13 protein-coding genes are annotated in these 13,631 nt (G+C 62.6%); 1 reads left to right on the top strand and 12 read right to left on the bottom strand.

Annotated features, from left to right (window positions below; genetic code table 11):
- Positions 1–4: 4 nt before the first annotated feature.
- The 3 genes from secDF to yajC all read right to left on the bottom strand — a co-directional run bounded on the left by secDF (position 5) and on the right by yajC (position 4,038).
- Entirely contained in the window at positions 5–2,557 is a 2,553-nt protein-coding gene (gene secDF, locus NKH41_RS17075; protein ID WP_352470433.1) for a protein translocase subunit SecDF, read from the bottom strand.
- Between the two features lie 88 nt (positions 2,558–2,645).
- Positions 2,646–3,647 (bottom strand): SecDF P1 head subdomain-containing protein, encoded by a 1,002-nt coding sequence (locus NKH41_RS17070; protein WP_352771428.1) that lies wholly within the window; start codon positions 3,645–3,647, stop codon positions 2,646–2,648.
- A 49-nt stretch (positions 3,648–3,696) separates the two neighbouring features.
- Positions 3,697–4,038 (bottom strand): preprotein translocase subunit YajC, encoded by a 342-nt coding sequence (gene yajC / locus NKH41_RS17065; protein ID WP_352451381.1) that lies wholly within the window; start codon positions 4,036–4,038, stop codon positions 3,697–3,699.
- Positions 4,039–4,331: 293 nt separating this feature from the next.
- Here yajC and NKH41_RS17060 point away from each other — a divergent pair, with 293 nt between their 5' ends.
- Positions 4,332–5,207, top strand: a complete 876-nt coding sequence (locus NKH41_RS17060) for an ATP-binding protein (protein WP_352614034.1) — start codon at positions 4,332–4,334, stop codon at positions 5,205–5,207.
- Between the two features lie 96 nt (positions 5,208–5,303).
- Here NKH41_RS17060 and NKH41_RS17055 read toward each other — a convergent pair whose 3' ends face one another.
- The 9 genes from NKH41_RS17055 to NKH41_RS17015 form a co-directional block, all read right to left on the bottom strand.
- Positions 5,304–6,836, bottom strand: a complete 1,533-nt coding sequence (locus NKH41_RS17055; protein WP_352771430.1) for a peptidoglycan DD-metalloendopeptidase family protein — start codon at positions 6,834–6,836, stop codon at positions 5,304–5,306.
- A gap of 189 nt (positions 6,837–7,025) precedes the next feature.
- On the bottom strand, positions 7,026–7,691 hold the full coding sequence (locus NKH41_RS17050) for a protein-L-isoaspartate(D-aspartate) O-methyltransferase (protein WP_352500868.1): 666 nt from the start codon (positions 7,689–7,691) through the stop codon (positions 7,026–7,028).
- Entirely contained in the window at positions 7,688–8,446 is a 759-nt protein-coding gene (gene surE, locus NKH41_RS17045; protein WP_352539743.1) for a 5'/3'-nucleotidase SurE, read from the bottom strand. Before surE ends, NKH41_RS17050 begins: the two co-directional genes overlap by 4 nt.
- The gene (serS, locus tag NKH41_RS17040) at positions 8,446–9,750 is read right to left on the bottom strand and encodes a serine--tRNA ligase (RefSeq protein WP_352771432.1); all 1,305 of its coding nucleotides are present in this window, start codon (positions 9,748–9,750) and stop codon (positions 8,446–8,448) included. The genes surE and serS overlap by 1 nt, the downstream gene beginning before the upstream one ends.
- A 294-nt stretch (positions 9,751–10,044) precedes the next feature.
- Positions 10,045–10,908 carry a twin-arginine translocase subunit TatC gene (gene tatC, locus NKH41_RS17035; RefSeq protein WP_023678927.1) on the bottom strand — a complete coding sequence of 288 codons (864 nt, stop codon included), beginning with the start codon at positions 10,906–10,908 and terminating at the stop codon, positions 10,045–10,047.
- The gene (tatB, locus tag NKH41_RS17030) at positions 10,905–11,591 is read right to left on the bottom strand and encodes a Sec-independent protein translocase protein TatB (protein ID WP_352771434.1); all 687 of its coding nucleotides are present in this window, start codon (positions 11,589–11,591) and stop codon (positions 10,905–10,907) included. Before tatB ends, tatC begins: the two co-directional genes overlap by 4 nt.
- A 28-nt stretch (positions 11,592–11,619) precedes the next feature.
- The gene (locus tag NKH41_RS17025; protein ID WP_352490594.1) at positions 11,620–11,841 is read right to left on the bottom strand and encodes a twin-arginine translocase TatA/TatE family subunit; all 222 of its coding nucleotides are present in this window, start codon (positions 11,839–11,841) and stop codon (positions 11,620–11,622) included.
- Between the two features lie 178 nt (positions 11,842–12,019).
- Entirely contained in the window at positions 12,020–12,802 is a 783-nt protein-coding gene (gene scpB / locus NKH41_RS17020) for an SMC-Scp complex subunit ScpB (RefSeq protein ID WP_352771436.1), read from the bottom strand.
- On the bottom strand, positions 12,799–13,599 hold the full coding sequence (locus tag NKH41_RS17015; protein ID WP_023678931.1) for a segregation and condensation protein A: 801 nt from the start codon (positions 13,597–13,599) through the stop codon (positions 12,799–12,801). The genes scpB and NKH41_RS17015 overlap by 4 nt, the downstream gene beginning before the upstream one ends.
- Positions 13,600–13,631 lie beyond the last annotated feature (32 nt).

Genomic DNA, 13,631 nt, shown 5'->3' with positions numbered 1-13,631 from the left:
GCCGTTAGGTGGCTATGGCTTTGCCGCCGCCCACCGGCTTTTCCTCGTCCGACGCTGTGGCCTGCGGCCGCAGCTTGAACAGGATAAGCAGTGGCGCGGCGATAAAGATCGACGAATAGGTGCCGAACACGACGCCGAACAGCATGGCCATGGTGAACGAGCGGATCACCTCGCCGCCGAACAGCACCAGGGCCAGCAGCGCCAGGATCGTCGTCACCGAGGTCAGCGTCGTCCTCGACAGCGTCTCGTTGATGGCATTGTTCAGCAGTTGCGGCAGCGGCATTCGCTTGTATTTTCGCAGATCCTCGCGAACACGGTCATAGACGACAATCGTGTCGTTGAGCGAATAACCGATGATGGTAAGGATCGCCGCCAGCGACGACTGGTTGAATTCGAGGCCGGTGAGGACGAAGAAGCCGATCGTCATGACCACGTCGTGAACGGTCGCAACGATGGCGCCGACCGCGAACTGCCATTCGAAGCGGAACCAGACATAGATCAGGATGCCGAGCAGCGCGACCAGCATGGCAATGGTGCCTTGCTTGGCAAGCTCGCCCGAGACCGTCGGCCCGACCACTTCGACGCGGCGGAAATCATACTGGTCCTGCAGCTCGCCGCGCACCTTGTCGATGACGGTCTGCTCGGCATTCTCGCCGCCCTCCTGGGTACCGACGCGGATCAGAACGTCGTTCGGCTCGCCGAATTGCTGAACCTGCACCTCGCCGATATTGAGTTCCGTCAGCCTGCCGCGGATGTCGGCCAGATCGGCATTGCCGGCCTTGGACTGCACCTCGATCAGCGAGCCGCCCTTGAAATCGATGCCGTAATTGATGTCGATGGTCATGAAGCCGATGACCGACAGCACCGAAAGCACGCTCGACAGTGTGAACGTCCAGCGGCGGATGCCCATGAACGGAATTTTCGTTCCCGGCGGAATGAAGGTCACCGGCGCCCGTGGCAACTCCTTCGGACGGGCCCGGCGAAGCCAGATCGACACCAGCAGGCGGGTGAAGGTGAAGGCGGTGAAGACCGTGGTCAGGATGCCGATGGCATAGGTGACGGCAAAACCCTTCACTGGCCCGGTGCCGAGGTAGAATAGCACCACGGTGGCAATCAGCGAAGTGACGTTGGAATCGACGATGGTCGCCAGCGCCTTGCTGAAGCCGGTATCGATCGCCTGGATCACCGAGCGGCCGGCACGTCGCTCCTCGCGAATACGCTCATAGATCAGCACGTTCGAGTCGACCGCCATGCCGATGGTCAGCACGATACCGGCGATACCCGGCAAGGTCAGCGTCGCGCCAAGCAGCGACAGCAGCCCGACGATCATCGCGACATGCACCGCCAGCGCGATGTTGGCGAGGAAGCCGAGGAAACCGTAGGCGACGAACATGAACGCCACCACCAGGATCGAGCCGATGATGCCGGCGACCTTGCCGGCATGGATGGAGTCCTGGCCGAGGCCAGGGCCAACCGTGCGCTCCTCGATCACGGTGAGGGTCGCCGGCAAGGCGCCGGCGCGCAGCAGCACGGCGAGATCGTTGGCGCTCTCGGCAGTGAAATTCCCCGATATCTGGCCGGAACCGCCAGGGATCGGTTCGTTGATCCGCGGCGCCGAAATCACCTGATTGTCGAGGATGATGGCAAACAGCTTGCCGACATTCTGCGCTGTCGCCTGGCCGAACCGCTGCGCCCCCTTGGAATCGAAGCGGAACGAAACCACCGGCTCATTGGTCTGCGAGTTGAACGTCGCCTGGGCATCGACGAGGTTTTCACCCGAAACGATGACGCGGTTCTCGATCAGATACGGAACCGGCGGATCGTCCTGCGAATACAGCACCGAGGACCCCGGCGGCGGACGGCCGTTCAGCGCATCCTGCACCGGCATCGATTGGTCGACCATCTGGAAGGTCAGCTTGGCGGTCTGGCCGAGAATTTCCTTCAGCCGTTGCGGGTCCTGCAAACCAGGCACCTGCACAAGGATGCGGTCGTCGCCTTGCCGCTGCACGATCGGCTCGGTCGTTCCCAGTTCGTTGACACGACGGCTGACGACCTCGATCGACTGGGTCAGCGCCGTCGACGTACGGTATTTGATGCCGGCATCGGTGACGGTGAATTTAAGCAGGCCGGCCTCGGAATCATCCAGGGTCATCTCCTGGATGGAGCCGCCGCTGAACAGGCCGGCCGCCACCGGATTGGTCAACGGCTTCAGTGCGTTCTTGGCGGCGTCGATCTGTGCGGGATCGGTGATGCGGACTTGCACCGTGCGCCCCGACCCGGCAAGGCCGGTATAGCCGATCTTGGCATCGCGCAGCAGCGTCCTGATTTCGTCGCGCGTCGTCTCCAGCCGATCCTTGATCAGATCGTTCGGATCCATCCTGAGCAGGATGTGCGAGCCGCCCTGCAGGTCGAGGCCGAGCGTCATCTGCCGCTTCGGCACCCAACTGGGCAGTTGGGCCAACGTGCTTGCCGAGAAAAGATTGGGCGCAGCGAGGACCACTGTGGCGGCCACGGCCAGCCAGATCAGGATCATCTTGAAGCGCGAAAAATAAAGCATCAGTTCTTATCCGTTCAGGCGTACAAGCGGCAGCGTTCCGCCATCGGTCGGTTTATGGGCATATTTCTAATTCTGACCACGGCCGGCCCTATCGTGCTTCCTCGGCGATTGTCAATCTTGCTGGCAATGGACCGGTGCGTAGCAGCAAGGCGAGGTCATTGGCGCTTTCAGCGGTGAAATTTCCCGATATCTGACCGGTGCCGCCTTCAATGGGCTCTCGGATAATAGGCACCGAAATCACCTGATCGTCCAACATCACCGCAAACGGCTTGCCGACATTCTGCGTTGTAGCCCATTTGAAACGCGCCGTACCTCGCGAATCAAGCCGGAATGCGACGACGGGCTCATCGATTGCCAAATTGCGGGTTGCTTCCGCATCCACCACATTTTCACCGGAAAGGATAACCCAATTTTCGATCAAGTAGGGAACCGGAGGATCACCCATCGAATAAAAAACCGCCGAGCCGACGGGTGGGCGGCCGTTGATTGCCTCGTTGACTGGCATCGATTGATCAACGAGCTGGAAGCTTAGGCGACCGGGCCGGGTGAGAATTTGTCCTAGCCTTTGCGGATCGGCAACACCCGCAGTCCGGATCAATATGCCGTCTTCATCCGTTGACTGGACCACCGGGTCGGTGACGCCTAGATCGCGGACACGATTTTTGATGACCTCAACCGACTGTGCAAGCGCGGCCGAAGTTCGATACTTCAGACCTGCATCTGTTACAGTGAATTTGAGCAGGCCGGGCTCGCTATCGTCCAGGGTCATTTCCTGGACACCGCTGTCCGCGACAGGATCGGTCACTGTCTTGAGTGCCGCCTTGGCGGAGTCAAGCTGACCCGGATCGGTGATGTGCACCTGCACTGTCCGGCCCGATCCTGTAAGTTCGGTATAGCCGATCTTGGCATCGCGCGGCAGCGTCCTGATCTCGTCGCGTGTCGACACCAGCCGGCCGTTGGTTACATCGGCCGCGTCCAACCGAAGCAGAATATGCGGACCGGCGGCGAGGAGATTGGACGCGTCGAAGACCAACATGGCGGCCGCGGCAAGCCAAGTCAGGACGATCGTCACGCGCGAAAGATAGAACATATGCCGTCGTTAGTAGCCCTGCCCGCGGATATCACCGCTTGGATTTGGGTTATTTCTTGGCGTTCTGGTTTGCCACCGGCTCGCCCTTGACGCGCACGTCGGCGATCGTCGAGCGCAGCGCCGTCACCTTGGTGCCGCCGCCAAGGTCGATCTCCAGCTCGTTATCGTCGATCACCTTGGTCACCTTGCCGACCAAGCCGCCGCCGGTGACAACGGTATCGCCGCGACGAACCGCCGCCAGCATCTCGCCGCGCTTCTTCAGCTGCGTGCGCTGCGGCCGGATGATCAGAAAATACATGATCACGAAAATCAGAGCAAACGGCACGATCTGGATAAACATTGCGGACGAGTCCCCGCCGATGCCTTGGGCGTATGCCGGTGTCACGAACATCGAGGTACTCCTGAATTTTAAAAACAGCGGCCTTAACCGTTCTGGGAATTTGACGGCCCCGCCAAATTTGGCCGGAATATAGTCGGTAACGTTGCCAATGCAACTGCGCCGCCGGGCAAATCGGCTGCTTTTCCGGCCTGGTGAGCCGTGTTAGAGGATGATCCCCAAAAGCGACGCTCGGTTTCCGTAAAAGATCATGCCCGAACAAATGCTTGGGACGAGTTTCGAAACCGCTGAAATCAGGTAGGTTGGCCTGCCGCACCATCCCGAAAGCGAAACAAAAAAGACAAGAGATGACCGACAGCACCATCGATACCCTGAGCCAGAAGCTCGACCGCCTGATCGAGGCGGTCGCCCGCCTCGCCCCGCCGCCGGTGCCGCAAACCGACCTGGGCGAGGCCGATTGCTTCGTCTGGCAGGCCGATCCCGGCTATCTGGAGCCGGTGCTCAAGGTCAACCGCGTCGACATCGGCCTGATCCGCGGGGTCGACCGCGTCCGCGACATATTGGTCGACAACACCGAGCGCTTCGCGTCAGGCTATGCCGCCAACAACGTGCTGTTGTGGGGCGCGCGCGGCATGGGCAAATCGTCGCTGGTCAAGGCGGTGCACGCCGCGGTCAACGCTTCGGCCAAGCTCGACCTGCCGCTCAAGCTTATCGAGATCCATCGCGAAGACATCGACACGCTGCCGAAGCTGATGGGCCTGCTGAAGGCAGCACCCTTCCGCTTCATCCTGTTCTGCGACGACCTGTCATTCGACCACGACGACACGTCCTATAAATCGCTGAAGGCAGCGCTTGAAGGCGGCGTCGAGGGCCGCCCGGCCAACGTCATCTTCTACGCCACCTCGAACCGGCGGCATCTGTTGCCGCGCGACATGATCGATAATGAGCGCTCGACGGCGATCAATCCGTCCGAAGCGGTCGAGGAAAAGGTTTCGCTGTCGGACCGTTTCGGCCTGTGGCTTGGCTTCCACAAATGTTCGCAGGACGAATATCTCGATATGATCGACGGCTATGTCCGCCATCACGATCTCGCCATCGATCCCGAGACGCTGCGCGCCGAGGCGCTGGAATGGGCGACGACGCGGGGCAGCCGTTCGGGCCGCGTCGCCTGGCAGTTCACCCAGGATCTGGCGGGCCGGCTCGGCAAGCCGCTCAAGGATTAGCCGCTCAACGACTAACAACAAAAGAAGCCCGCACCTTGCGGAGCGGACTTCCTCGGCGGGCTGAAGGTCAGGTGGCCCGCAAATCGCTTTCGTCTTCTATTCGAGATAGGTCGAAGGATCGACCGGCGCCGAGTTCTTGCGCACTTCGAAGTGCAGTTTCGGCGAGTCGGTGGTGCCGCTCATGCCGGACAGGGCGATTTCCTGGCCGCGCTTGACCTTCTGGCCGCGCTGCACCTCGATCGAACTGGTGTGGCCGTAGACGGTGACCAGACCGTTTTCGTGCCGTACCAGCACCGTGTTGCCGAATTCCTTGAGGCCGTCACCGGCATAGATGACGACGCCGTTTTCAGCTGCCTTGACCGGCGTCCCCTCGGGCACGGCAATGTCGACGCCGTCCTTGCCGCCGCCGAAGCTTGAGATCACGCGGCCGCGCACCGGCCAGCGCATCTTGCCGATGCCCGTTGCGTCCGGCGCCACCGCATCGTCGTCCTCGGCCTGCTGGATGACTTTCGCGTCCTTCTTTGGCGGCGTGTAGGAGGCGAGCGTCTGCGTCGGCGTGGCCTTGGCAGGCGGCTGGGTGGTGGCCGTCGTCACCGGATCGAGCTTTGCCGGCTTCGCACCGGCGACAACAGCGGTTCCGCCTGCCGGCACTTTCAGGGTCTGGCCGATCTTGAGCAGTCCATCCTGCATGCCGTTCGCCTGCTTCAACGCGACGACGCCGACGCCGGTCTTTCTGGCGATGGCCGACAGCGTATCGCCTTGCTGGACCGTGTAGGTGCCGCCGGCACCCGCCGACTTGGCCGTCGCCGAAGCCACTTTGGGCGCGGCCTTTCCATCCTTCGGCTGGCTCGGGGCAGCCGAGGCGTCCACCTGCGCGGCAGACTTGCCTTCCCTGAGCTTCGGTTGCTGCGGCAGCACGGCCACCTTCTCCGGCGCGTCGGCCGGCTGGTCGTGCCTGGTGCCGTTCGCGGGCTTGGCGTCGGCGACTTTCGGCGTGGCGCCGTTGCTCGAATACGCATAGGCCGGGATGACGAGCTTCTGGCCGGTCTTCAGCCCCTTGGTCGCGCTCAGCCCGTTTACTTTCATGATGGCATCGGCCGGCACGCCGTAGCGCCGTGACAGGCCGGAAATGGTCTCGCCGTCCTTGACGACGATCTCGGTTGCATGCGGTGCGCCGGCGGCCGTCGCCATGCGCGGCGCGTCGGGCTCGGCGTTCTTGAACGGCCTTGCCGCCGGAGCGACGGTGCCGGTTGCCGTCCTGTCGACACGAGGAGCGGCAGGCGCCAGGGTCGGCGCGGCAGCGGTACGCACCGGACGGGCGGCGGGTGCCAGGGCGGGAGCCGGCGGTGGCAATTGCTGCGCCGTAACCGGTTCGAGGCTTGAGCGGCTGACCGACTGGGTGTGGCTGCCGTCGACCGGCGCGGCCGCAACATCGCCCGGATAGGGCTGGGCAGCATCCTGCTTGTCGATGATGGCGCGCTGGTTGTTGGTCGAGGCGGTGAACACGTCATCGACGCTGTTGAACCGCGCCACCTGGGAACTACACCCCGTCGCAGCGCCTGCGATCATGAGGACGGCGCAGCCACGCGCCAGATTGCGTCCGTTTGCCTTCAAAACACTGAATTGCATCGCACTAACCCGCACAGACCCGGTACAACTGAGTGTGATTAAAGCGCGTTAATGTTACCGGTCGGTTAAACCTGTAGAATCAGACGCAAATTTTCTTAAAATCTTCGAGGAAGGCTCTCAACTTCGTCGTCCTAGGATGACGAAACGACAGGCTTCGGCTGATCCTCAAGCGGCGCGATGTACCCGGAATCAGATCACCGCGGCGACACCGTGCAGGATCGGCTGCAGGCGCACCAGGCCGATATCCTCGCGTTCGAAGCGGCTGCCGACCTTGGTCAGCTTGGCCAGCACCTGCTCGCCTTCGTCGGGTCCGATCGGCGCGATGACGATGCCGCCGCTCGACAATTGGTCGAGCAGGAAGCGCGGTAGGCTGTCGAAGGCCGCCCAGGCGACGATGCGGTCGAACGGCGCTTCGTTGGCCAGCCCGTTGGAACCGTCCGCCTGGCGCACGATGACATTGCCGATGGCGAGCGCCTCGAGCCGCTGCCGGGCCTGTTCGGCCAGCGTCTTGTAACGGTCGATGGTGACGATCCGCGCGGCAAGCCGCGACATCACCGCCGCCGTGTAGCCGGATCCGGTGCCGATCTCGAGCACCCGGTTGCCCGGCTCGATGGCAAGTGCCGCGATCACCGCCGCCTGCAGGTCGGCGCCTTCGATGGCCTCGCCGCATTCGATCGGCAGCATACGGTCCGACCAGGCTATCGAGTGGAAATGCGGAGACAGAAAGCCGCGCCGCGGCGTCGCCTCGAAGGCGGCGATAAGCGCCTTCGGCACCGTCCCCCTGCCGCGCAGGCGAAGCAGGAAGGCAGCGAAACCTTCGCGCTCGTCGACCGTTGCAGCGTGGTTCAAGTTCATGCGAGCGCCTTGGCCAGTTGATCGCGGATTTCATGCGCGGTGAGATCGAGCTGCAGCGGCGTCACCGACACCAGCCGATTGCGCAAGGCATTGAGGTCGGTGCCTTGCTTGCCCTCGACTGGCTCGCGGCCGAAGCGCAGCCAGTAGTAAGGCAGGCCGCGCCCGTCGCGCCGCTCGTCGACCCACAGGCTGTGGACCAGCTTGCCCTGCGAAGTGACTACAGTTCCGGCGATCTCTTCCGGCGCACAGTTCGGAAAATTGACGTTGAGCAGCACGCCGTCCGGCAACGGCATGGCGACGAGCTTTTCGAGCAGGGCCGGCGCCAGCGCTTCGGTGGTCTCGTAGGGAACGACGCGGTCCTCGCCGACATAGGAATAGGCCTGGCTGATGGCGATCGATCGCACGCCGAGCAGCGCGCCTTCCATGGCGCCGGCGACCGTGCCCGAATAGGTGACGTCGTCGGCGATGTTGGCGCCGGAATTGACGCCGGACAGGATCAGGTCAGGCGCTGCGGGCAGGATCTTCTTCACGCCCATGATGACACAGTCGGTCGGCGTTCCGCGCACCGCAAAGTGCTTTTCGCCGATTTTCCTGAGCCGCAGCGGCTCCGAGATCGACAGCGAATGCGCATAGCCGGACTGATCCTGTTCCGGTGCCACCACCCAGACGTCGTCCGACAGCGTGCGCGCGATGCGTTCGAGTGATGCAAGGCCCTCGGCATGGATGCCGTCGTCGTTGGTCAGAAGGATGCGCATTATTTCGATTCGATCTTTTCCAGACCGCCCATGTAAGGCCGAAGCGCTTCAGGAATGGTTACGCTGCCGTCCTCGTTCTGATAATTTTCGATGACGGCAATGAGCGCACGTCCGACGGCGGTGCCCGAACCGTTCAGCGTGTGGACGAAGCGGTTGCCCTTGCCGTCCTTGTCCTTGTAGCGGGCGTCCATGCGCCGCGCCTGGAAATCGCCGCATACCGAGCACGACGATATCTCGCGATAGGCATTCTGGCCGGGCAGCCAGACCTCGATGTCGTAGGTCTTGCGCGCGCCAAAGCCCATGTCGCCGGTGCACAGCGTCATGGTGCGGAACGGCAGGCCGAGCCGCTTCAGCACCTCCTCGGCGCATTCGGTCATGCGCTCATGCTCGGCAACCGAAGTCTCCTGGTCGGTGATCGACACCAGCTCGACCTTGTAGAACTGGTGCTGGCGCAGCATGCCGCGCGTGTCGCGCCCGGCCGAGCCCGCCTCGGAGCGGAAGCACGGCGTCAGCGCCGTATAGCGCAGCGGCAGTTGTTCGTGCGGCGTGATCTCGTCGCGAACGAGATTGGTGAGCGGCACTTCGGCGGTTGGGATTAGGCCAAGCCTGCCGTCCCCGTGCCGAACGAAGAACAAATCCTCCTCGAATTTCGGCAGTTGCCCGGTCCCGAAAAGCACCTCGTCGCGCACCATCAACGGCGGCTGGATCTCTACATAGCCGTGCTCGGTGGTGTGCAGATCCAGCATGAACTGGCCGAGCGCGCGTTCCATCCGCGCCAGGCCGCTATTGAGCACGGTGAAGCGCGAGCCAGAAAGCCGTGCTGCCCGCGCGAAATCCATCATGCCGAGCGCTTCGCCGATCTCGAAATGCTCCTTCACCCAGTTCGGCCGCGTCGGCACCTCGCCGACGACGCGTTTGACGACGTTGTCGTGCTCGTCCTTGCCGACCGGCACATCGTCGAACGGCACGTTTGGCAGCACTGCCAACGCATCGTTCAGCGCCTTGTCGAGCTCGCGCTCGCGCGCCTCGCCATTCTGGATGAAGGCCTTGATCTCGCCGACCTCGGCCTTCAGCCTTTCGGCAAGAGCTGCATCGCCCGAGCGCATGGCATTGCCGATCTCCTTCGATGCGGCGTTGCGGCGTTCCTGCCTGGTCTGCAGCTCGGTCAGATGCTCGCGCCGCGCCTCATCCGCGGCGATCAGGTCGTCGACCATGGACTGCGCATCCTCGGCCGACCACGAGCGCTTCTTCAGCGCTTCGACAAGGGCCTTCGGGTTGTCGCGAATCCATTTGATGTCAAGCATGGTCTGTTCGTCCTCGGCACGGCGGTTTCGGGGCAAGGAAATGCCCAAAACAAAGACCAGAGGGCGTAAACCGCATCGATACAAGACGTCAAGGCAGAGTTCCTTCGCGCCGACCTCAGGTAGGCAGCACGCGCAACGTTCGATCGAAAGAACCCTGGAAACAAAAACCCGCCTCGAGAGGCGGGTTTTTGGAGCCAATTGGCACCATACCTAAATTAGTAGCATAGCTGCCGGCACAAAGCAAGAACAAAGTTGCTGCGGCCGGAAGAAAGATGCTGCCCGCCTGAACCGAACCTATGTCGAAGACGCGTCCGCCGGCTTTTCGGCCACCTCTTCGGTGGCGTCCTGCTTTTCGCGGGCCACACGGTCGCGCTCCTTGCTGCGTTCGATCAGCCGGGCCGACCAGATCGAGACCTCGTAGAGCAGGATCGTCGGAATGGCGAGGCCGATCTGGCTCATCGGGTCGGGCGGCGTCAGCACCGCCGCCACCACAAAGGCGATGACGATCGCCCATTTGCGCTTCTCGGCCAAGGCCGTGGACGACAGCATGCCGACCCGCGTCATCAGGCTTGTCACCACCGGCAGTTGGAACACCAGGCCGAAGGAGAAGATCAGCGTCATGATCAGGCTGAGATATTCGGACACTTTCGGCAGCAGCGAAATCTGCACCTGGTCGTTGGTGCCGGTCTGCTGCATGGCGAGGAAGAACCACATCACCATCGGCGTGAAGAAGAAATAGACCAGCGATGCGCCCATCAGGAACAGGATCGGCGAGGCGATCAGGAACGGCAGGAAGGCGTTGCGCTCGTTTTTGTAGAGGCCGGGCGCGATGAATTTGTAGATCTGCGTGGCGATCAGCGGAAAGGCGATGACCATGCCGCCGAACATGGCGAGCTTGACCTGGGTAAAGAAGAACTCCTGTGGCGCCGTATAGATCAGCTCGACCTTGTGCGGGTCGAGCCCGGCCCATTGGGTTGCCCATCTGAACGGAATGACCAGAAGGTTGAACAGCCGCTTGGCGAAAAAGAAGCAGACCAGGAAGGCAACAAAAAAACCGCCGATCGACCAGATCAGCCGCCGGCGCAACTCGATCAGGTGCTCCATCAGCGGAGCCGACGATTTTTCTATCTCGTCCTTTTCCTTGTCCGAAACGCTCACTTGGCGGCTCCCGCCGTTTTCCTGGCGGCCGGCTTCTTCGTTGCTGACGCCGGCTTCTTCGCTGCTGACGACTGCGCTTTTTGCTCAGCTTTTGCGGCAGCCTTCGGCGCAGCAGTCTTTGCCGGCTTGGCCGGCGCGGCGGCCGCGGCTTTTGCGGGCGCTGGCTTCTTCTTTGCCGCAGGTGCTTTTTTCGGCACGGCCGCTGCAGCCGTTTGCGCCTGCACTGCCGGCGCTACGACGGACTCGTCCGTCATCGCCGGAAAGATCGGCGTCGCCGGCGTCGGCTCCGGCGGGCTGACGCCCGGCGTCGTCGTTGCGCCGTTCTTAAGCGGCTCGGCCGCCTGCTCCGTCGCAGCGGCGGCATCGACGGCCGGCTTGGGTTTCATCACGGTGTCGACGCCGGAACGGACGTCGGCGGCGGCCTGCTCGAATGGATTGAGCTGCTTCCTGATCTCGGCTGCCGGATTGAGGCTTCTCAGCGAATCGACCGACTTCTTGACGTCGTCGAGCTCGGCTTCCTTCAACGCATCGTTGAACTGCCGCTGGAAATCGGACGCCATGGCGCGCAGCTTCGCCGTTGTGCGGCCGAAGGTGCGCAGCATGTTGGGCAAATCCTTGGGCCCGACGACCACGATCATGACGATCGCGATCACCAGCATCTCGGTCCAGCCGACTTCGAACATGGCTATACGTTCCGACTAAAGTTTGGGCTCAGCTTTTGCTGGCCTTTTCCTTCGGTACCGAAACGGTTTCGTCGGCACGGTGTTCAACGGTACGCTTGTCCTCGGCAGTCTCGTCGTCCGCCATGCCCTTCTTGAAGCTCTTGATGCCCTTGGCCATGTCGCCCATCAACTCGGGGATCTTGCCGCGGCCGAACACCAGCAGCACGATCACCAGAACGATCATCCAGTGCCAAATCGAAAATGAACCCATAGCAAATCTCTCTCGAACGGTTTCCCAGACGCTGATCTATGCGCTTTCGGGTTCGGATTCAAACAGAACTGCGACAGAGTTCATGAATGAGTCGCCGAAGTCACGCACTTTCGGCACGGCGGCCCGCTACCAATCGGCGCAGTTCCATCCTGCCTGTGGCTTTAAGATGGCGCTCGGCTCAATCTTCCGTGACGCGCGGCGTCAAAAGGCCGAGTTCTTCGAGGTCGATGTCGGTCAGCGGATCCTCGTCGTCGGTGAGCGCATCGGGGTCGGCCGGCGGCAGCGGCACCGAGAAATTCGACGGCATGCGGCCGGACAGCAGCCCGGCACCCTTCAATTCCTCCATGCCGGGGAGATCGCGTATCTCCTCCAGTGCGAAATGGTCGAGGAAAATGTCGGTCGTGCCATAAGTGACGGGACGGCCGGGCGTGCGACGCCGGCCGCGCATCCTCACCCATTCGGTCTCCATCAGCGTGTCGAGCGTCCCCTTTGACGTCTCGACGCCGCGGATGTCCTCGATCTCGGCGCGCGTTACCGGCTGGTGGTAGGCGATGATCGCCAGTACTTCGAGGGCGGCGCGGGACAGCTTGCGCTGCTGCACCGTGTCACGACTCATCAGGAAGGCGAGGTCGCCGGCGGTGCGAAACGCCCAGGCATCGCCGACGCGCACCAGATTGACGCCGCGCCGCGCATAGATCTGCTGCAGTTCGGCCATTGCCGCGGCAATGTTGATGCCGTCGGGCAGTCGCGAAGTGAGCTGTTTTTCGCTGACCGGCTCGGCGCTGGCGAATACGATCGCCTCGGCCATCCTTACGGCCTCCGCCATATGCAGCCGCCGCTCGCCAGGATTCCGCGACAAATTCTGCCCCTGATTTTGTGCCGGGTTTTCGGCGACCGCGCCCTGCTCGGCGTCGTCGTCGACCTTGAACGGAATGACCGAAGCGTTGGCGCGTTCGCTCATGGTGTTACCTCGACTATCTTGATGGCCTGGGCGCGGCCGCGCAGATAAAGCGGCGCGAACACCTGGTCCTGCCGCATTTCCATCTTGCCTTCGCGCACCAGTTCCAATGTCGCGGCAAACGAGCTGGCAACCGCGGTGCGCCGCTCTTCCGGGCCGGCCAGATATTCGACCAGGAAACTGTCGAGCGCCGTCCAGTCGCGCAGCGACCCGATCAGCCTGGTCAGCACGTCGCGCGCATCCTTGAGCGACCACACGCCGCGCCTGGCGATCGTCACATTGGTGATTGCCTGCTTCTGGCGCTGCTGGGCATAGGCGGTCAACAGGTCGTAGAGCGAGGCCGAATAGGCATTGCGCTTCTCGACGATGACCATTTCCGGCATGCCGCGTGCAAACACGTCGCGTCCGAGCCGGTTGCGGTTGACCAGCCGTGCCGCCGCGTCGCGCATCGCCTCCAGCCGCTTCAGCCGGAACTGCAGCACCGCCGCCAGTTCCTCGCCGCTTTCGCCTTCGTCGCCGGGCTGCTTGGGGATCAGGAGCTTCGACTTGAGAAACGCCAGCCACGCCGCCATCACCAGATAGTCGGCGGCAAGCTCCAGTCTCAGCGCCCTCACCTTCTCGACGAAGGCCAGATACTGTTCGGCCAGCGCCAGGATCGAGATGCGCGACAGGTCGACCTTCTGATTGCGGGCAAGATGCAGCAGAAGATCGAGAGGACCTTCGAAGCCGGCCACATCGACGACCAACGCCGGATCGCCGGTCAGCCGGGAATCGTCGTTCTCGGCCCACAAGCGGTCCATCGGTGCGGCCTTGCCGGCCTTCAGGTCCAATG

This window comes from Mesorhizobium sp. M1169 (genome assembly GCF_040318345.1).
GTDB lineage: Bacteria > Pseudomonadota > Alphaproteobacteria > Rhizobiales > Rhizobiaceae > Mesorhizobium.
The sequence above is the reverse complement of the archived record's forward strand: the minus strand, read 5'-3'. Positions and strand labels throughout refer to the sequence as shown.

What these genes read in the sequence shown, in the direction of transcription:
- secDF (WP_352470433.1), bottom strand. Translation starts at nt 2,557, where the DNA reads ATGCTTTATTTTTCGCGCTTCAAGATGATCCTGATCTGGCTGGCCGTG.
- NKH41_RS17070 (WP_352771428.1), bottom strand. Translation starts at nt 3,647, where the DNA reads ATGTTCTATCTTTCGCGCGTGACGATCGTCCTGACTTGGCTTGCCGCG.
- yajC (WP_352451381.1), bottom strand. Translation starts at nt 4,038, where the DNA reads ATGTTCGTGACACCGGCATACGCCCAAGGCATCGGCGGGGACTCGTCC.
- NKH41_RS17060 (WP_352614034.1), top strand. Translation starts at nt 4,332, where the DNA reads ATGACCGACAGCACCATCGATACCCTGAGCCAGAAGCTCGACCGCCTG.
- NKH41_RS17055 (WP_352771430.1), bottom strand. Translation starts at nt 6,836, where the DNA reads ATGCAATTCAGTGTTTTGAAGGCAAACGGACGCAATCTGGCGCGTGGC.
- NKH41_RS17050 (WP_352500868.1), bottom strand. Translation starts at nt 7,691, where the DNA reads ATGAACTTGAACCACGCTGCAACGGTCGACGAGCGCGAAGGTTTCGCT.
- surE (WP_352539743.1), bottom strand. Translation starts at nt 8,446, where the DNA reads ATGCGCATCCTTCTGACCAACGACGACGGCATCCATGCCGAGGGCCTT.
- serS (WP_352771432.1), bottom strand. Translation starts at nt 9,750, where the DNA reads ATGCTTGACATCAAATGGATTCGCGACAACCCGAAGGCCCTTGTCGAA.
- tatB (WP_352771434.1), bottom strand. Translation starts at nt 11,591, where the DNA reads ATGTTCGAAGTCGGCTGGACCGAGATGCTGGTGATCGCGATCGTCATG.
- NKH41_RS17025 (WP_352490594.1), bottom strand. Translation starts at nt 11,841, where the DNA reads ATGGGTTCATTTTCGATTTGGCACTGGATGATCGTTCTGGTGATCGTG.
- scpB (WP_352771436.1), bottom strand. Translation starts at nt 12,802, where the DNA reads ATGAGCGAACGCGCCAACGCTTCGGTCATTCCGTTCAAGGTCGACGAC.
- NKH41_RS17015 (WP_023678931.1), bottom strand. Translation starts at nt 13,599, where the DNA reads ATGGACCGCTTGTGGGCCGAGAACGACGATTCCCGGCTGACCGGCGAT.